The 15,715-nt window shown below is 67.0% G+C and carries 19 protein-coding genes; 10 read left to right on the forward strand and 9 right to left on the reverse strand.

Features of this window, described 5'->3' with window-relative positions:
- Nucleotides 1-161: 161 nt before the first annotated feature.
- Nucleotides 162-1,403 (forward strand): MFS transporter, encoded by a 1,242-nt coding sequence (locus QU595_RS22635; RefSeq protein WP_315926161.1) that lies wholly within the window; start codon nt 162-164, stop codon nt 1,401-1,403.
- An 18-nt stretch (nt 1,404-1,421) separates the two neighbouring features.
- Here QU595_RS22635 and QU595_RS22640 read toward each other — a convergent pair whose 3' ends face one another.
- From QU595_RS22640 to hemC, 6 genes are all read right to left on the reverse strand, one after another.
- Nucleotides 1,422-2,132 (reverse strand): glutamine amidotransferase, encoded by a 711-nt coding sequence (locus tag QU595_RS22640; RefSeq protein WP_315926163.1) that lies wholly within the window; start codon nt 2,130-2,132, stop codon nt 1,422-1,424.
- A 14-nt stretch (nt 2,133-2,146) separates the two neighbouring features.
- Nucleotides 2,147-2,629: a TerB family tellurite resistance protein gene (locus QU595_RS22645; RefSeq protein WP_315926165.1), complete on the reverse strand. Its 483-nt coding sequence runs from the start codon at nt 2,627-2,629 to the stop codon at nt 2,147-2,149.
- Between the two features lie 39 nt (nt 2,630-2,668).
- Complete coding sequence (locus QU595_RS22650; RefSeq protein ID WP_315926168.1) at nt 2,669-4,243, reverse strand: heme biosynthesis protein HemY; 1,575 nt, start codon at nt 4,241-4,243, stop codon at nt 2,669-2,671.
- Between the two features lie 7 nt (nt 4,244-4,250).
- Nucleotides 4,251-5,651, reverse strand: a complete 1,401-nt coding sequence (locus QU595_RS22655) for a phage tail protein (protein WP_315926169.1) — start codon at nt 5,649-5,651, stop codon at nt 4,251-4,253.
- A gap of 110 nt (nt 5,652-5,761) precedes the next feature.
- The gene (locus tag QU595_RS22660; RefSeq protein WP_315926171.1) at nt 5,762-6,478 is read right to left on the reverse strand and encodes a uroporphyrinogen-III synthase; all 717 of its coding nucleotides are present in this window, start codon (nt 6,476-6,478) and stop codon (nt 5,762-5,764) included.
- Nucleotides 6,479-7,405 carry a hydroxymethylbilane synthase gene (gene hemC, locus QU595_RS22665; RefSeq protein ID WP_315926173.1) on the reverse strand — a complete coding sequence of 309 codons (927 nt, stop codon included), beginning with the start codon at nt 7,403-7,405 and terminating at the stop codon, nt 6,479-6,481.
- Nucleotides 7,406-7,502: 97 nt separating this feature from the next.
- On the opposite strand from hemC, the gene tsaD reads away from it, so the two are divergent.
- The 5 genes from tsaD to QU595_RS22690 all read left to right on the forward strand — a co-directional run bounded on the left by tsaD (nt 7,503) and on the right by QU595_RS22690 (nt 11,116).
- Nucleotides 7,503-8,618 (forward strand): tRNA (adenosine(37)-N6)-threonylcarbamoyltransferase complex transferase subunit TsaD, encoded by a 1,116-nt coding sequence (gene tsaD, locus QU595_RS22670; RefSeq protein WP_315926487.1) that lies wholly within the window; start codon nt 7,503-7,505, stop codon nt 8,616-8,618.
- Complete coding sequence (locus QU595_RS22675) at nt 8,615-9,619, forward strand: NAD(P)H-dependent glycerol-3-phosphate dehydrogenase (protein WP_315926175.1); 1,005 nt, start codon at nt 8,615-8,617, stop codon at nt 9,617-9,619. The genes tsaD and QU595_RS22675 overlap by 4 nt, the downstream gene beginning before the upstream one ends.
- A gap of 8 nt (nt 9,620-9,627) precedes the next feature.
- Entirely contained in the window at nt 9,628-9,924 is a 297-nt protein-coding gene (locus QU595_RS22680; protein WP_315926177.1) for a YciI-like protein, read from the forward strand.
- 17 nt (nt 9,925-9,941) lie between these two features.
- Complete coding sequence (locus tag QU595_RS22685) at nt 9,942-10,367, forward strand: EVE domain-containing protein (RefSeq protein WP_315926179.1); 426 nt, start codon at nt 9,942-9,944, stop codon at nt 10,365-10,367.
- Nucleotides 10,368-10,432: 65 nt separating this feature from the next.
- Complete coding sequence (locus QU595_RS22690) at nt 10,433-11,116, forward strand: methyltransferase (RefSeq protein ID WP_315926181.1); 684 nt, start codon at nt 10,433-10,435, stop codon at nt 11,114-11,116.
- On the opposite strand, the gene gcvA is transcribed toward QU595_RS22690, so the two are convergent.
- A complete protein-coding gene (gene gcvA / locus QU595_RS22695) occupies nt 11,117-12,034 on the reverse strand; it encodes a transcriptional regulator GcvA (protein ID WP_315926183.1) in 918 nt (305 codons plus the stop codon).
- 132 nt (nt 12,035-12,166) lie between these two features.
- Between gcvA and QU595_RS22700 the strand changes: the two genes are divergently transcribed.
- Nucleotides 12,167-12,415 carry a hypothetical protein gene (locus QU595_RS22700; protein WP_315926185.1) on the forward strand — a complete coding sequence of 83 codons (249 nt, stop codon included), beginning with the start codon at nt 12,167-12,169 and terminating at the stop codon, nt 12,413-12,415.
- A gap of 37 nt (nt 12,416-12,452) precedes the next feature.
- Here QU595_RS22700 and QU595_RS22705 read toward each other — a convergent pair whose 3' ends face one another.
- Nucleotides 12,453-12,986: a L,D-transpeptidase gene (locus tag QU595_RS22705; protein ID WP_315926187.1), complete on the reverse strand. Its 534-nt coding sequence runs from the start codon at nt 12,984-12,986 to the stop codon at nt 12,453-12,455.
- A 154-nt stretch (nt 12,987-13,140) separates the two neighbouring features.
- On the opposite strand from QU595_RS22705, the gene QU595_RS22710 reads away from it, so the two are divergent.
- The 3 genes from QU595_RS22710 (at nt 13,141) to QU595_RS22720 (ending at nt 14,929) form a co-directional block, all read left to right on the forward strand.
- The gene (locus tag QU595_RS22710) at nt 13,141-13,824 is read left to right on the forward strand and encodes a response regulator transcription factor (RefSeq protein ID WP_315926188.1); all 684 of its coding nucleotides are present in this window, start codon (nt 13,141-13,143) and stop codon (nt 13,822-13,824) included.
- 126 nt (nt 13,825-13,950) lie between these two features.
- Complete coding sequence (locus tag QU595_RS22715) at nt 13,951-14,406, forward strand: cyclic nucleotide-binding domain-containing protein (RefSeq protein WP_315926190.1); 456 nt, start codon at nt 13,951-13,953, stop codon at nt 14,404-14,406.
- A 7-nt stretch (nt 14,407-14,413) separates the two neighbouring features.
- A complete protein-coding gene (locus QU595_RS22720; protein ID WP_315926192.1) occupies nt 14,414-14,929 on the forward strand; it encodes a GNAT family N-acetyltransferase in 516 nt (171 codons plus the stop codon).
- Here the strand turns inward: QU595_RS22720 and QU595_RS22725 are convergent.
- Complete coding sequence (locus tag QU595_RS22725; RefSeq protein WP_315926194.1) at nt 14,904-15,710, reverse strand: exodeoxyribonuclease III; 807 nt, start codon at nt 15,708-15,710, stop codon at nt 14,904-14,906. The genes QU595_RS22720 and QU595_RS22725 overlap by 26 nt on opposite strands.
- Nucleotides 15,711-15,715: the final 5 nt, after the last annotated feature.

Here is a 15,715-nt window from a genome sequence, read left to right on the forward strand (position 1 = left end):
CTCATCCTGCCGGTCCGGTGCGAAGGCACTGCGAAGAAGCGTCGCGAAGATCTTAAATTTTCGCGCGCGGAACGGAAGGATTTGCGCTAAAGGTGCGCTGGCCGAACCAGCGCCCTGTGGAAGTGCCCCGTCGGCCGCATCTGCCAACGGGGCCGGAATTCATGACCGCTCAATCAGCCGCATCGCCTGAAAACCGTTACGCCGCCTTCCGCCATGGAGCCTTCCTGCGTTTCTGGGTGGCCCGCTTTTTCACTACCTTTGCGGCCCAGGTGGTTTCGGTCGCGGTCGGCTGGCAGATGTACGACCTCACCCGCGATCCGTTCGACCTCGGACTGGTCGGCATCGTCCAGTTCGCGCCGTCGCTGCTGCTGGTTCTGGTGACAGGCGCCGTATCCGACCGGTTCGGGCGCCGGCTGGTCATGGCGATCGCCGCGCTTATGGAGGCGCTGTGTGCGGCGGCGCTGCTGATGCTGGCCTTGCGCGGCGTGGCCAGTCCGTTGCCGATCTTTGCCGTGCTTGCGATTTTCGGCACCGCCCGCGCCTTCTTCGGACCGGCTTCGGCCTCGCTGGTCGCCAATCTGGTGCCGCCGGAAGATTTCGCCAATGCCGTTGCCTGGAATTCCTCCGCCTGGCAAACGGCGACCATCGTGGGCCCCGTGGCGGGCGGTTTGCTCTACGGCATTGCCGCGGAAGCCGCCTACGGAACGGCGGCGGCCTTCATGCTGGGTGCCGCGCTGCTCGTATTCTCCATTCCGAAGCCCGCGCAGCGCAGCGAAACCGAGAAGCGCTCTCTGGAGGCATTGTTTGCCGGCTTCCGCTACATCTGGAGCGAGAAGATCGTGCTCGGCGCGATCTCGCTCGACCTGTTCGCGGTGCTGCTTTCGGGAGCCTCGGCCCTGCTGCCGGTCTATGCGCGCGATATTCTGGAACTCGGCCCATGGGGCCTCGGCCTGCTGCGCGCAGCGCCGGGCATCGGCGCCATCGGCGTCGCCGTGTGGCTCGCCGGACACCCGATCCGCGACCATGCCGGCCTGCTGATGCTGTTCTTCGTCGGTCTGTTCGGCGCCTTCACAGTGGTGTTCGGCCTGTCCACGCTGACCTGGCTGTCGATCGCGGCGCTGGTCGTGCTGGGCGCCACGGACATGGTCAGCGTCTATGTGCGCGAGACGCTGATCCAGCTGTGGACGCCGGACCGGGTGCGCGGACGCGTCAACGCGGTCAACCAGGTCTTCGTCGGGGCGTCCAACGAGGTCGGCGAATTCCGCGCCGGCACCATGGCGGCCCTTGTCGGTGCCGTGCCGGCGGTGGTGTTCGGCGGTGTCGGGGCCGTTGTCGTCGCGGGCCTGTGGCTGGTGCTGTTCCCGCAATTGCGCAGCGTGCGGCGGCTGGATGGCCGGACATAGATCCAGGCTTTCCGAGATCTAGTTTTTTTCAGGCCTTCCGAACACCGTCGCGAGGAAGTCGCCCAGCCAGCGTTTCAGATGCATGTCCCAGATCAGTCGGCCGCCGAGATGGTCGCGTCCGGGCTGCGCGCCCGGCAACTCGAAACGCTGGGCGGCCCGCACTACCCAGCGCTGCATCATCAGGCGCGTCAGTTCGGCATGGAACTGGATGCCCCAGGCGTTTTCGCCGTAGCGGAACGCCTGGTTGGGATAGGTCTCCGCCGTGGCGAGCAAGGTGGCGTCCTTCGGCAGCGAAAAGCCCTCGCGGTGGAACTGGTAGACCATTTCGGGCCAATGCATCAGCTTGCGGCCCGCTTCGGTTGGCTTCAGCGGATACCAGCCGATCTCCACCAGGCCTTCGCCGTGGCCTTCGACCTTGCCGCCGAGATGGTTGACCAGCATCTGCGCGCCGAGGCAGATGCCCAGGAACGGCCGGTTCTCGCTCAGCGGCACCGCCAGCCAGTCGGTCTCGCGCCGCACGAATTCCTCGTCGTCATTGGCGCTCATCGGGCCGCCGAACACCACCGCGCCGGCGTGGTTGTCCAGCGTCGAGGGTAGAGCGTCGCCGAGCGGCGGTCGGCGGATGTCGAGGTCGAAGCCCTCCTCCACCAGCATGTGGCCGACGCGGCCGGCGCTGGAGCTTTCCTGATGCAGCACGATCAGTATTTTCGGTCGCGCGTTGGCTCGCATGGCGGCTGTCGGAGCTATTCGTCGCCGGAAGGTTTTTTCGCGCTCGGGCTATGCGCCGCAACCCTGCGGCGGGCCTCGACGCGGTCGCGGCTTTCGACGCCGATCAGTTCGGCGACGCGCCAGACGGTATTGTCCTCCAGCTCGTTCAGTTCGCCGTCGGCATAGACCAGTTCCCACATCAGCCCGATGAAGGCCTTGCGGGCGTCATGATCGAGGTGCCGCTTGAGCACGCTGGTGAAGGCGTAGAGGTCGACCGCTTCGGAGTCGGCCTTTTCGCCGGCAGCGGCCAGTGCGTCCAGTTCGGCGCCGCTGACGGAATAGGTTTCGGCGAGGATCGTCTTGAAACGTTCCCATTCGGCGTCATGGCGCACGCCGTCCGCCGCCATGACGTGATAGAGCAGGGCGGCGGCGGCAATGCGCGCGTCATCTTCCCGCCCGGGACGATGGCCGGTCGCGCCCGGCAGGTCCTTGAGAAACGAAAGCATGCGTTCGAACATCGAGCGATTTCCGGTCGGCTTGGACATGGTTTGAAGGGATTAGAACAGACGGAAACGGCTTTGCGGTGGGTCCGTTTCCGCATCTTGCGGCTCGACGCCCGGATCGTCCGGCAGGCGCGGCTGCTCCGCCTCGGGTTCCGCAGCGTCAGCATAGGCCGGTTCGGGTGCTTTCCTGACGGTTGGCTTGTGTGCTTGCCCGGCGGCCGGCGCCTCGATGACGGCGTCTTCCACGTCCTCCGGCGGCACCGGATGGGCGTCCTGCGCCGTCACGGCGAGGACCGGCGGGGCGGAAATATCGTGCTCCGCGCTTTCGATCAGCTGGGCGACGCGCTCGGCGGGTGCGCGCCATTCGAAGGCGTCGATCCTGCCGGTGACCGGCGACGCGGGGATCCAGCGTTCCGACACCACGCCGTCCGCCACCCAGGCGGGGTCGCGCGGCGCCCGTACCGCCTTGGCGAGAAGCTGGCGCACCTTGCCGACGTCGCCGGTCTCGGCCTCCTCGATGTCGGCGAGCAGCAGGTAGGCTCCCTCGCGCCGATCCATGCGGATGGCGGCATCCGCTTCCCGCCGGGCGAGCCCGTAGTCCTGCGCCTCCAGCGCGGCACGGGCCACGGCGAGCGAGGATTCGGGATGGTTCTTTTTCATTTCCTGCAGTTTGCGCGCGCGGTTGAGACGGTCGAGCACGGCGTCGCCGGGGCGGGCGTGGATGTAGAGGTCGGCGACATCGGGGTGCGGCTCGGCGCGCCATGCGGTTTCGAGCGTTTTCGAAGCCTTGCGAACATCGTTCTGACGCAGCAGCGCCCGCGCCGCAACGATGGCGGCAGGCGAGAAGGCCGGTTGCAGCCGGTTGGCCTCCTGCGCGGCGGTCCTGGCCGTATCCGGCTCCGAATCGAAGAGGGCTTCGGCCTTGGCGGTGAGCAGCACGGCGCGGCGGCGGTCGGCGGCGGCGCGATCGACCTGCCGGGTCGATTTCTGGGCGTCCACCAGCTTGAGCGCTGCATCCCAGTCGCCGCGCGCGACCAGTTCCTCCATGGTCGATTCCGCCGCCCAGGCAAGTTGCGGCGCGGCTGCCGCGGCGCGGCCGGCATAGTGGCGTGCCGCGTTGCGGTCGCCCAGGCGTTCCGCTTCGAGATAGAGGCCGCGCAAGCCGAGCAGCCGCATCTCGGGATCGTCCAGCATCGCCTCGAATTTCTTGCGCGCCCCTTCATGGTCGCCTTCCAGAAGGGCCGCCTGCGCATCGAGCAGATGGATCAGCGGCTCCTGGTCGGAGCGGATCAGCTTGGCCGCTTCCTTGCCCTTCTTGCGGGCCAGCGCGCCGTCTCCGGCGCCGGCGGCGATCATGCCGGTGGACAGCGCCTGGTAACCCCGATCGCGGCGGCGCACCCGGAAATGGCGGGCGATGGCATAGGGGCTGTTCCAGATCGATTTTACCAGCCACCAGACGATCATCACCGCCGCCACGGCGGCCACGACGGCAACGGCCGCCACCATCAGGCTGACCTGGTACTGATAGCCGCCGAAGGTGACCACCATGTCGCCGGGCCGGTCGGCCAGCCACGCGAAGCCGAGGCCGAGCGCGAAGACGACCAGCAGGAAGAACAGGATGCGGATCATCTGGCCCTCACGCCTTCATGGCGCTGGAAACCAGCGCATCGACCTGGGTCTCGGCCTCGAGCCGTGCTTTTATTTTATCCGCAAAACCGGCGCCGGCAGCTTTTACCGCCTCCGGCAGCGTGCCGTATTCGGCGAGCGCCTTCGCATAGTCGCCCTGCTTCACCGCCACTTCCATGCGTGCCACGGTTTCGGGCACGCCGGGCCCGGCGATGGCGCCGACGGGGCGCACCTTCACCAGCGACTCGGCGCTGGACATCAGACGCGCGAACAGGCCGGCATTCTCGTCCACCTGTTCGCTGGCGCCGACCATCGCGTTGGCGGCCGCGTCCATCCCCGTGGCGATGTCGGCCCGGCTCGGCACGCCTTTTTCCGCGTAGGGACGCAGAGCCGCGACTTGCGGCGCATCCGGGGAAATGGCGGCAAAGGTGTCCAGTTCCGCGGTAAAGGGCGCGCCGCGCTCGAGCGCCGATTTCAGCGCCGAAGCCGCAATGGAGAGCGCGATCTTCGGCTGCGATGCCTGCGCTTCGACCTTGCCGGTCAGCTGCGAGACCGACTGCTCCAGCGCTCCGAGACGGCCGTCCTCGCGGGCGACGGCGTCGGCCGACGACTTCACCTGCGTGTCCAGCGCAGCGAGCTTCTCGTTGACGGGACCGAGATCGACTTGCTGGCCGGCCGCCTGGTTGAGCGCGGCCACGGTCGTCTCCAACGCCGCCACCTTGTCGCCAAGCGCATCCAGGGCAGTCCCCGTGTCGCCGCCGCTGCCGGCTTCGGCGGTCTTCTTCACGGCGGCGAGGTCGGCACGGACCTTGTCCAACGCGGCCGAAAGGTCGTTCAGCCGTGCAAGAGCGTCGTTGGCGGAGTTGCCTTGCTTTGCAGCGGCCATCTCGCCCTTCAGCGCGGCGATCTGGCTGTTGACGCCGTCGAGCGAACTGCCCGGTCCACCGATGAGCCCGGCATATTGCAACGCGCCGGCGCCAACCAGCGCGATGACCGCGCCGGCCAAACCGGCTACCACCGCGTTCATGCCGCCACGCTCCCGAGGTGGAGGCGTCGTCGCATATTCCCTCTCATGTGCGGTGTCCTGCGCCGACCCGGCAGGCTGCGGCTGCTCGGCGAAACCGTAGCCTTCGGCGCCGATCCCGGACGGTTCGTCGCTCGGCTGCGCCGCTTCGGCCGCCTGGGTGTGTTCGTCACTTCCCGTTGGCGCTTGTGTATCCACCCCGGCGGCTTCGGGCTCCGGAGACGCGGCCGGTTCGGCTGCCTTCTGGTCGGCCGACAGGGCCTCGGCCGCTTGCGAATCGGTCTCTGGCTGGTCCTGCGGGATGCGCGACACGGCGTCTGGTTCAAGCTCTATCGTCACCGGCTCGCGCCGGTTCCTGGAGTGCCGCGTCTTCGGCGTCTTGACCATGCTTGGCTCCGCTTCTTCGCTTCGGTTCGGCCGCTGGGCGGCAAGAATGGCTTGGATAAGGGTCTACCACACCTTCACACCCTGAAAAGGGGCGGTGTGATGGCAACATCTCAGCGCGGTGCCGGCAGCAGTGCCAGAAGCGCCTCCTCGGTCGGGACCTCGGCGATGCGCGTGGCGCCTCTCATGTCCGGACCGAAGGCGGCAGCTACGCGACCGGAAAGCGCCAGCACATCGGCTTTCCCGAGCAGCGAACGAAGCTCTGGTCGAGCCATGAGCCTGCCGGCTGCCTGCGCGGCCTGGGCCGAATAGAGCAGCACGGCATCGATGGGCCTGCCGTCGAGCCGTGCCGTGACTGTTTCGCTCGTATGGTCGATCATGACGGTGTCGTAGGTTTCGACGGGTCGAACATGAACGCCCGCCGCCGCCAGGCGTTCCTCGAAACGGGGAAACCGCACGCGCCCGCACAAGTAGGCGATGCTCCTGCCGGCCATGGTTTGCGAAATGCGGTCGGCGAGGGAGAGGGCGTCGCCCGGTCCTTCGACGACATCGGAAAAGCCGGCGGTTCGGGCGGCGGCGCCGGTCTTCGCTCCAACGGCATAGCAGGGCAAGGCCGAAAAACGCCGGACGATGTGCGCGGGCGCGTGGCGCAGCGCATTGGCGCTGGTGACGGCCACGGCGTTCATCACCTCGGGCAAGGCTGCCGAATCGACCGGCGTTGCACGTGTTTCGGAAAGGGGCAGCAGCACCGGTTCATAGCCCAGCGCCTTGAGGACGGCCGCCGTTCGGCTGGCGCCGGGTCCGGGCCGGGTCACCAGCACGCGGAGCATTCAGCTCCAGCCCTCGAAGAAATTTTCGCCGGCCCTGGCGCGCACTTCTTCTCCCGCCTCGCGGCCGATCCGGGCGGCATCGACACTGGCGCCGGTGGCGGCGATCGCATGTTCGGCGGTGCCGTCCGGCCGGGCGATCAGGCCGGAGAAGGACAGGCTTTCGCCTTCCACGATCGCATGGCTGGCGATCGGGGTGCGGCAGGACCCGTCGAGCGCGGCAAGGAAGGCCCGCTCGCAGGCCAATGCCCGGCCGGTGGGAACATCATGGATGGCCGCCAGCATGGCAGCGATCTCGCCATCGCCGACGCGGCTTTCGATGCAGATCGCGCCCTGTCCGGGTGCCGGCGGGAACAGGTCGACCGGCATGATGTCGGTGGCGACGTGCTCGAGACCGAGACGGCGCAGCCCCGCCAGCGCCAGGATGGTGCCGTCGGCCACGCCTTCCTCGAGCTTGCGCAGGCGCGTCTGCACGTTGCCGCGGAACATGACCACGTCGAGATCCGGCCGCATGCGGCGGATCAGCGCCTGCCGCCGGAGCGAGGACGAGCCGACCCTGGCGCCGCGCGGCAGGTCCATGATGCGCGCCGCCGCCTTGCCGATGAAGGCGTCGCGCACGTCCTCGCGCGGCAGGAAGGCGGAAAGCTCCAGGCCGTGCGGCAATTGCGTCGGCATGTCCTTGGAGGAGTGCACGGCGATGTCGATGCGGCGGTCGTAGAGCGCGTCTTCCAGCTCCTTGGTGAACAGGCCTTTTCCGCCGGCCTCGGAAAGCGGGCGGTTCTGGATGCGGTCGCCCGTGGTGGTGAGAGGCACGATCTCGAAGGCGTCTTCGGGCAGGCCGTGCGCCGCCATCAGCCGGGCGCGGGCCTCATGCGCCTGCGCCAGCGCGAGCTGGCTGGCCCGTGTTCCGATCTTCAAGGCTGTTTGCATGTCGCGCGGTCCGTGATACCCGAGGCGGCAAATCCTGCCGGCCTTCTCCTAGCCGGGAAAGCACCGGCGGGCAATGTTCGAGGCTGGCGGCAAATTGATCCGGGTGCTGGGCATAGAAACGAGTTGCGACGAAACGGCGGCCAGCGTGGTGGCGCTGGACGGCGGCGGTGCGCCCGGGAACCTGTCCCCGCAAATCCCGTCCCCGCAAATCCTGTCCAATGTCGTGTTCAGCCAGATCGAGGAGCACGCGGCCTTCGGCGGCGTCGTGCCGGAGATTGCAGCGCGCGCGCATGTCGAGGCGCTGGACGGCATCGTCGAGGCCGCACTTGCGGATGCCGGCACCGAGCTTGACCAAATCGACGCCGTCGCCGCCACGGCCGGTCCCGGCCTCGTCGGCGGGCTGATCGTGGGGCTGATGACGGCCAAAGCCATTGGGGCCGCCGCAGGCAAGCCATTGCTGGCGATCAACCATCTCGAGGGCCATGCGCTGACTGCGCGGCTGACCGACGGCGTTGCCTTTCCCTATCTGCTGCTGCTGGTTTCCGGCGGACACACCCAGATCCTGCTGGTGCGCGGCGTGGGCGACTATCAGCGCTGGGCGACGACCATAGACGACGCGCTCGGCGAAGCCTTCGACAAGACCGCCAAGATGCTCGGCCTGCCCTATCCCGGCGGCCCGAATGTCGAGAAAGCGGCCCTGAAAGGCGATGCGACGCGTTTCGCGTTCCCGCGCCCGATGAAGGGCGCCGCGCAGCCGGATTTCTCCTTCTCCGGCCTCAAGACCGCCGTGCGGCAGGCTGCAACGGCCATCGCGCCGCTGTCGGAGCAGGACGTGGCAGACATCTGCGCTTCCTTCCAGGCGGCGGTCGCCGCCGCGCTGGCGGACCGGGTCCGTCGCGCACTGGAGCGGTTCCGGTCGGAGTTCCCTGCCGTCGCCGATGCCGTTCTGGTGGTGGCCGGCGGCGTGGCGGCCAACCGCACGGTGAAGGCCACGCTGGAGGACCTGTGCCGGGGTGCCGGCTTCCGCTTTCTCGCGCCGCCGCTGAAGCTGTGCACCGACAATGCCGCGATGATCGCCTGGGCGGGCATCGAACGGCTGCGCGCCGGGCTCGAACAGGACGACGCGTTCGATTTCGTGCCGCGTTCGCGCTGGCCGCTGGATCAGGTTTCGGCCCCCGTCGTCGGGTCCGGCCGCAGGGGAGCCAAGGCATGACCGGCAAGAAGGGCAAGGACGCTTCTCGCATGGCCGTGCTGGGCGGCGGCGCCTGGGGCACGGCGCTGGCGCTGGCCATGCTGCGCGCCGGCCATGAAGTGCGCTTGTGGGCCCGCGATGCCGAAATGGTCGCCGCCGTGCGGCGCGGCGAGAATCCGCGCTATCTGCCCGGCATCGCTTTCGATGTCGGCATCGATGCCACGACCGAGATGGAAAAGGCGCTTGCCGGCGCCGACTGCGTGCTGGCGGTGACGCCGGCGCAGTCGTTGCGCGCCGTGCTCGGCACGGCGAAGGCCCACATGCCGCAGGGCGCGCCGCTGGTGCTGTGCGCCAAGGGCATCGAGCGCGACACCGGCGCGCTGATGTCCGGCATCGTGGAGGACATGCTGCCCGACAATCCCATCGCGGCGCTGTCGGGACCGAGTTTCGCGGCGGATGTCGCCCGCGGCCTGCCGACCGCGGTGGTGGTCGCGGCACGCGCCGAGGCGCTGGCCGCCGAATTGGCCGCATGCTTTTCGGCGCGGAACCTGCGCTGCTATTCCAGCGACGATCTCGTCGGCGTCGAGCTTGGCGGCGCGCTGAAGAACGTCTTCGCCATCGCTGCCGGCGCGGTGACGGGTGCCGCGCTCGGCGCCAGCGCCCAGGCGGCCATGGTCACGCGCGGCTTCGTGGAACTGCGCCGTATCGGCGCCGCCTTCGGTGCCCGCCCGGAAACGCTGATGGGGCTTTCCGGCCTCGGCGACCTGCTCCTGTCCTGTTCGTCTGTGCAGTCGCGCAATTTCGGCTACGGGCTGGCGCTGGGACGCGGCGAGCCGCTTGCCGGACGGCCGCTGGCGGAAGGCGTGCCGACGGCCGCGATCGCCGCGCGCATTGCCGCCGAACGCGGCATCGACGCCCCGATCATCACCACCGTAGCAGCGATACTCGACGGCAAGGTCAGCATCGGCGAGGCCGTTTCCGCCCTGATGACGAGGCCGCTGAAAACCGAAACCGAGGAATAGGAACAAACATGCTGTTCGCACTGATCTGCAAGGACAAGCCAGGCCATCTCCAGACACGTCTCGACGCGCGGCCCGACCATGTTGCCTTCCTCGACGGCCTGAATGCGGAAAAGAAGCTCGCCTTCGCCGGCCCGTTCCTGGATGCCGACGGCAAACCGGAAGGCACTCTGGCGGTGTTCGACGTCGCCGACAGGGCGGAGGCCGAGGCGATCGCGGCGGCGGATCCCTATGCCAAGGCGGGGCTGTTCGAGAGCGTCGACATCCGGCCATGGAACTGGGTGTTCAACAAGCCGGCCGCCGCGTGACGGAGGGAGGGGCCGCGATGAACTACTGGCTGTTCAAGTCCGAGCCGTTCAAGTTCTCCTTCGACGACCTGAAGAAGCTGGGCACAAAGGGCACGCAATGGGACGGCGTGCGCAACTATGCCGCGCGCAACAACATGAAAGCCATGCAGGTCGGCGACCTCGGCTTCTTCTATCATTCCAACGAGGGACTGAACATCGTCGGCATCGCCGAGGTCTGCGCGCTGGCGCACCACGACACGACCACCGACGATCCGCGCTGGGAATGCGTGGACATCCGCGCCGTGCGCGATGTGCCCAATCCGCCGACGCTGGCCGACGTCAAGGCCAACCCGAAGCTTTCGGAGATGGCGCTGGTGCGGCTCGGACGGCTTTCCGTGCAGCCGGTGACCCCGGCGGAGTGGAAGGAAGTCTGCCGCATGGGCGGGGTCGATCCGGCGCCGTGAGGCTGAATCGCATGTCTCCCCGGCCTCGGCGTCCCATTCCAGGCTCTGGCTTTAGGAACCTGACCGTGCCTGAAAAGCCTGCAACTTTTCGGGATCATGCCCTCACGCCGCAGACGGCCGAGCGTTTCATCCTCGACAACACGGCGCCGGGGGCACCGCCGCATGTGCCGGAGATTTCGCTCCGGCTGGCCGACGAGGCGCATGAATTGTGGCAGCGCACCGAGGAAGAGCTGGCGGAAATCGGCCTGCCGCCGCCTTTCTGGGCGTTTGCCTGGGCCGGCGGCCAGGGGCTTGCCCGCTACGTGCTCGACCATACCGAGATCGTGCGCGGCCGGCGCGTGCTGGATTTCGCCGCAGGCTCGGGACTGGTGGCCATCGCTGCGGCCAAGGCCGGCGCCGCCGAAGTGATTGCAGCCGACATCGACCCGTTCTGCGAGACGGCGATCCGGCTGAACGCGGCCGCGAACGGCGTTGCGGTGAAATTCCACGGGGCGGACAGCATCGGCACGGACGATGGCTGGGACGTGGTGCTAGCCGGCGACGTGTTCTACGACCGGCCGTTCGCCGAACGGCTGGTTCCATGGTTCGCGAAGCTCAAGACGCGGGGTGCGGAGATATTGGTCGGCGACCCCGGCCGGGCCTACCTGCCGAAGGCCGGCCTGACCAGGCTTGCCGTCTACGAGGTGCCGGTGACGCGCGCGCTCGAGGATTCGGAGGTGAAACGCACCACCGTCTGGCGTTTCGGCTGATCAGGTGTTCGTCTTCGCCGCCTCGTCCATGATCCAGGCACGAAAGGACAGGATGCGCGGGTCCGTCGCCGTTTCCTTCGGATAGACGAGGAAATAGGCGAATTCGGGCGGCACCCGGATGCCGAGATCGAAGGGGCGCACGAGCCGCCCTTCCGACAGGTCGTTGGCGACCATGGCGAAATCGGCCAAAGCCACGGCGCTGCCGTCCAGCGCCGCCTGCACCGCGTCGGAAGAGGTGCCGAACACCACGGTGCGGCTGTCGTCATAATCCTCGATGCCGGCCGCCGCCATCCACATGCGCCAGTTCGGCCAGGTCACGCCCTGGCGCGCCCACTCGATATGCACCAGCGTGTGGTTCAGCAGGTCGCGGGGAGCCTTCAGCGGAGGACCCGCTTCGAGCAGGCGCGGGCTGCATACCGGAATGATGACGTTGTCGAACAGCCGGTCTGCGGCAAGGCCGGGATATTTGCCGGTGCCGAAACGGATCGCCACGTCCACATCGTCCAGGTCGAAGTCGCGCACTTCGTAGGAAATGTCGAATCGCAGTTCGATATCGGGATGCAGGGCGCGGAATCGCTCGACCCTGCGCATCAGCCATTTGGCGGCGAACTGGGCATCCGCCGTCACCTTCAGCAACGCGGTGCCGCGCGACAGCTTGCGGGCGCGCGAGACTGCCCGCCCAACCAGGGCAAGCGCATCCGCGGCCGCCTCGAACAGCACGAGCCCTGCTTCGGTAAGGCGGATCGAGCGGCTGCTGCGCACGAACAGGACGACGCCGAGCTGTTCCTCGATCTCCTTGATCTGGTAACTCACCGCCGCCGGGGTCAGGCCGAGCTCGTCTGCCGCGCGCGTGAAGTTGAGGTGCCTGCCCGCCGCTTCGAGCGTCCGCAACGCACGGGTCCCCGGTATCAGGCGCATGGCGGCCTTCAAGGAAAACTTGATGATCTGAAAAGAACTACTCGTTTCCCTGTTTTACTTCAATGCGTCATCGTCGGATCAGTCGAAAAACGCAAAGCGGCACTTGATGCCCCGAATGAAAGGACAACCCCAATGTCCGACTGTGTCCTGACCCCCGTCCGTCCCGCCCCTGCGAGCGACCTGTGGGCCTTCTTCAGGCGACTTCTGGCTCCGCGTGCCCCACGCGGCCTCCCGCAGGAAAGCTTGCTGGAACTTCCCGACCATATTCTTATCGATATCGGCGTTGATCCCCGCGATGTCGCCCGTCCGGCCGAGCAGCAGGCCGACAGGCTGGGTCTGCTCGACCGCGGCTGGCAACCGCGGCGCTTGCCGCGCCGTTGATTGCGGTCGTCGAGACAAAGGGCGCCGGCCTGGCGTTTCAGCGCAGCACTTTCAGCGTGGTGCGCTGCGAAAGCAGCGGCAGCAGGCGCGCCATGGTGCGCGCGCTCACCGCCACGCAGCCCTGCGTCGGCGTGAAATTCGGCCGCGCGAGGTGGAAAAAGATGGCGCTGCCGCATCTGCGGCGGCGCGGCCGGATATTCCAGTCCAGTACGAGACAGGCGTCGTAGAGCCGGTCGTCGCGCTTCATATATTCGTGGCTGACCGGATAGGGCAGCTTCACCGGGCGATTATAATTCCGGTCGTCCGGCACCTCGCACCAGCCGAGATCGGCGCTGATCGGTGCCATGCCGAGCCGCGTGCGCCGGGCGGCGGCGAAATGATCCCCGCGGAAATATCCCGACAGGATGCGCATCGAGGCCAGCGGCGTCGCGCCGTCGCCCTCGCGCTTGTTGGCGGAGATGCCGCCATGCCCGAGCGCGCAGGGAAACACCAGCGGTCCCGCCCTGAGCAGCCCCTTGCTGCGGTTGCCCGGCTTCTGCCGAACCGTCAGCACGCGAAGACCTGTTGGCAAAAATGCCGCCGACCCGTTGCTTCCGCGTTTTTTCCTGTATGATCGTGTCACGGAACAAATCTCGGTGATCGGCTGTTCTTGCCGGGCAGCTTCCGCATAAACCGACGACGGTCAACAGGCGGCTGATCTTTATTTTAAAACAACGGACTGTCCCATGAGCTCTCGCACCATCCTGATTGTAGACGACGACGAGGACCTGCGTACGACGCTGGTCGAGCAATTGTCGCTCTACGAGGAATTCGACGTGTTGCAGGAAGCAACCGCGGCCAAGGGCGTGGCGGCGGCACGCGGCGGTGTGGTCGACCTGCTCATCGTTGATGTGGGCCTGCCGGACATGGACGGCCGCGAGGCGGTGAAGATCCTGCGCAAGGGCGGCTACAAGGCGCCGATCATCATGCTGACGGGACACGACACCGATTCCGACACGATCCTGGGGCTGGAAGCCGGCGCCAACGACTATGTGACCAAGCCGTTCCGCTTCGCCGTGCTGCTGGCGCGTATCCGCGCGCAGCTTCGCCAGCACGAACAGAGCGAGGATGCCACCTTCTCGGTCGGACCCTACACGTTCAAGCCGAGCCAGAAGCTGCTCATCGACCAGCGCGGCGCCAAGGTGCGGCTGACCGAGAAGGAAGCCTCGATCATCAAGTATCTCTACCGCGCCGACCAGAAGGTGGTGACGCGGGACGTGCTGCTCGAGGAGGTCTGGGGCTACAATTCCGGCGTCACCACGCACACGCTCGAGACCCATGTCTACCGGCTGCGCCAGAAGATCGAGCGCGATCCTTCCAATGCGGAAATCCTGGTGACCGAAAGCGGCGGCTACAAGCTGGTTCCCTAGGCCGACCTTAAAATATTAATCAATCTATTGACCTAATGGCGATTTGGGGCTCGGGGTCGCTTACTGGAGGGTACGACCTGTCGGTCCGGGGACGTAAGACATGCATTCAACGCTGGTCATGAACTGATGGCGCTGGATGACGATATCCGCGCATTGTCCAACGTGGGGCTCTTCGAGGGTTTCACGCAGGAACAATTGCGCCTGCTCGCCTTCGGCGCGGAAACCGCCTCCCTGCCGGCCGAGCGCAAGCTCTATCTCGAGGACGACGAGGCCGATTCGGCCTATGTCGTGATCAGGGGCAGCATCGTGCTCTATCGCGAGGCCGACAAGGCTCATACGCCCATCGCCGTCGTGGGGGCCGGCGCCATCCTCGGGGAACTGGCGCTGATCGCCGACACGAAGCGCATGACCAGCGCTTCCGCCGCGACCGATTCGCAGGTGCTGCGCCTCAACCGCAAGATGTTCCGGCGCATACTGGAGGAATATCCCGATCTGGCCATGCAACTGCACCAGCGCATCGCAGAGGAATTGCAGGCACTGATCGCTCGCATCGAGGCGCTTGCTCCGAAATTCAACGGGTGAACCCGGCATGGAACTGACGCTCGTGCGCGCCGGGCAAGAACATCTGCCCTTCATCATGGCCACCGAGCGCGGCGAAGGCTACGAGCAGTTGGTCGGGCGCTGGGACGAAGCGCGGCATCGGGCAGCCTTCGAGGACGGCAGCCACGCTTATTTCGTCGGCTTCGAGGGCGGCGATCCCGTCGGCTTCGCATTGCTGCGGTTCTGGGACTCGCCCGAAAGAGCCACCCTGATCCGCCGCGTCGCGGTGGTGACGCCGGGCGAGGGCCGCGGGCGACGGTTGCTTGCGGCGGTGGTGCGACGAGCCTTCAGCGAAACGCCTGTCCATCGGCTTCAGATCGGCCTGTTTCCGGACAATCTGCGTGCGCGCCGCGCCTATGAGGCGGTCGGCTTCCAGGCGGAGGGCGTCTCGCGCGGCAGCGCGTTTTTCCATGGCGAGTATCGCGACGAACTCGTCATGTCGCTGCTCAGGCCGGAGTGGGAAGCCCGCGTGACGGGAATCAGTCCAGATCGAAGCGCGCGATGACCGGCACATGGTCGGACGGGCGCTCCCAGCCGCGCGCCTCGCGCAGGATCTCATAGCCCTTGAATGCCGGCACCAGATTGGCCGACGACCAGACATGGTCGAGCCGGCGGCCACGGTCCGAGGCTTCCCAGTCCTTGGCGCGATAGCTCCACCAGGTATAGAGCTTCTGTTCGTGGGGAATGCCCAGGCGCATCAGGTCCTCCCAGGCGCCGGCCTTGCGCATCGCCTCGAAATTCTCGGTCTCGACCGGCGTGTGGCTGACGACATTGAGAAGCTGCTTGTGCGACCAGACATCGTGCTCCAGCGGGGCGATGTTGAGGTCGCCGACCAGGATCGAGGCGGATAGATCATCGTATTCGCCGCGCACGGTGTTCATCTCGGCGACGAAGTCGAGCTTGTGGCGGAACTTGCGGTTGATTTCCGGGTCTGGCTCGTCGCCGCCGGCCGGAACGTAGAAATTGTGCAACAGCACCGACTTGCCGCCGGCGCTGAAGCGCACGGAGAGGTGGCGACTGTCCTCGATCTCGCAGAAGCGCCGCTTCTCGACGATCTCGATCGGCCGCCGCGCGATGGTGGCGACGCCGTGATAGCCCTTTTGCCCGTGGAAGGCGACATGCCGGTAGCCCAGCTTGCCGAAGGCCTCGATGGGGAACAGCTCGTCCGGGCACTTGGTTTCCTGAAGACACAGGACGTCGGGCGCACGCTCCAGCAGCAGCCGCTCGACCAGCGGCAGGCGCAGGCGCACGGAATTGATGTTCCACGTGGCGATCGTCAAAGGCATGGGAA

This window comes from Mesorhizobium sp. SP-1A, assembly GCF_032460275.1.
GTDB lineage: Bacteria > Pseudomonadota > Alphaproteobacteria > Rhizobiales > Rhizobiaceae > Mesorhizobium.

Excerpts from the sequence above, each read along its gene's own strand:
- QU595_RS22635 (WP_315926161.1), top strand. The coding sequence starts at position 162 with ATGACCGCTCAATCAGCCGCATCGCCTGAAAACCGTTACGCCGCCTTC.
- QU595_RS22640 (WP_315926163.1), bottom strand. The coding sequence starts at position 2,132 with ATGCGAGCCAACGCGCGACCGAAAATACTGATCGTGCTGCATCAGGAA.
- QU595_RS22645 (WP_315926165.1), bottom strand. The coding sequence starts at position 2,629 with ATGTTCGAACGCATGCTTTCGTTTCTCAAGGACCTGCCGGGCGCGACC.
- QU595_RS22650 (WP_315926168.1), bottom strand. The coding sequence starts at position 4,243 with ATGATCCGCATCCTGTTCTTCCTGCTGGTCGTCTTCGCGCTCGGCCTC.
- QU595_RS22655 (WP_315926169.1), bottom strand. The coding sequence starts at position 5,651 with ATGGTCAAGACGCCGAAGACGCGGCACTCCAGGAACCGGCGCGAGCCG.
- QU595_RS22660 (WP_315926171.1), bottom strand. The coding sequence starts at position 6,478 with ATGCTCCGCGTGCTGGTGACCCGGCCCGGACCCGGCGCCAGCCGAACG.
- hemC (WP_315926173.1), bottom strand. The coding sequence starts at position 7,405 with ATGCAAACAGCCTTGAAGATCGGAACACGGGCCAGCCAGCTCGCGCTG.
- QU595_RS22675 (WP_315926175.1), top strand. The coding sequence starts at position 8,615 with ATGACCGGCAAGAAGGGCAAGGACGCTTCTCGCATGGCCGTGCTGGGC.
- QU595_RS22680 (WP_315926177.1), top strand. The coding sequence starts at position 9,628 with ATGCTGTTCGCACTGATCTGCAAGGACAAGCCAGGCCATCTCCAGACA.
- QU595_RS22685 (WP_315926179.1), top strand. The coding sequence starts at position 9,942 with ATGAACTACTGGCTGTTCAAGTCCGAGCCGTTCAAGTTCTCCTTCGAC.
- gcvA (WP_315926183.1), bottom strand. The coding sequence starts at position 12,034 with ATGCGCCTGATACCGGGGACCCGTGCGTTGCGGACGCTCGAAGCGGCG.
- QU595_RS22700 (WP_315926185.1), top strand. The coding sequence starts at position 12,167 with ATGTCCGACTGTGTCCTGACCCCCGTCCGTCCCGCCCCTGCGAGCGAC.
- QU595_RS22710 (WP_315926188.1), top strand. The coding sequence starts at position 13,141 with ATGAGCTCTCGCACCATCCTGATTGTAGACGACGACGAGGACCTGCGT.
- QU595_RS22715 (WP_315926190.1), top strand. The coding sequence starts at position 13,951 with ATGGCGCTGGATGACGATATCCGCGCATTGTCCAACGTGGGGCTCTTC.
- QU595_RS22720 (WP_315926192.1), top strand. The coding sequence starts at position 14,414 with ATGGAACTGACGCTCGTGCGCGCCGGGCAAGAACATCTGCCCTTCATC.
- QU595_RS22725 (WP_315926194.1), bottom strand. The coding sequence starts at position 15,710 with ATGCCTTTGACGATCGCCACGTGGAACATCAATTCCGTGCGCCTGCGC.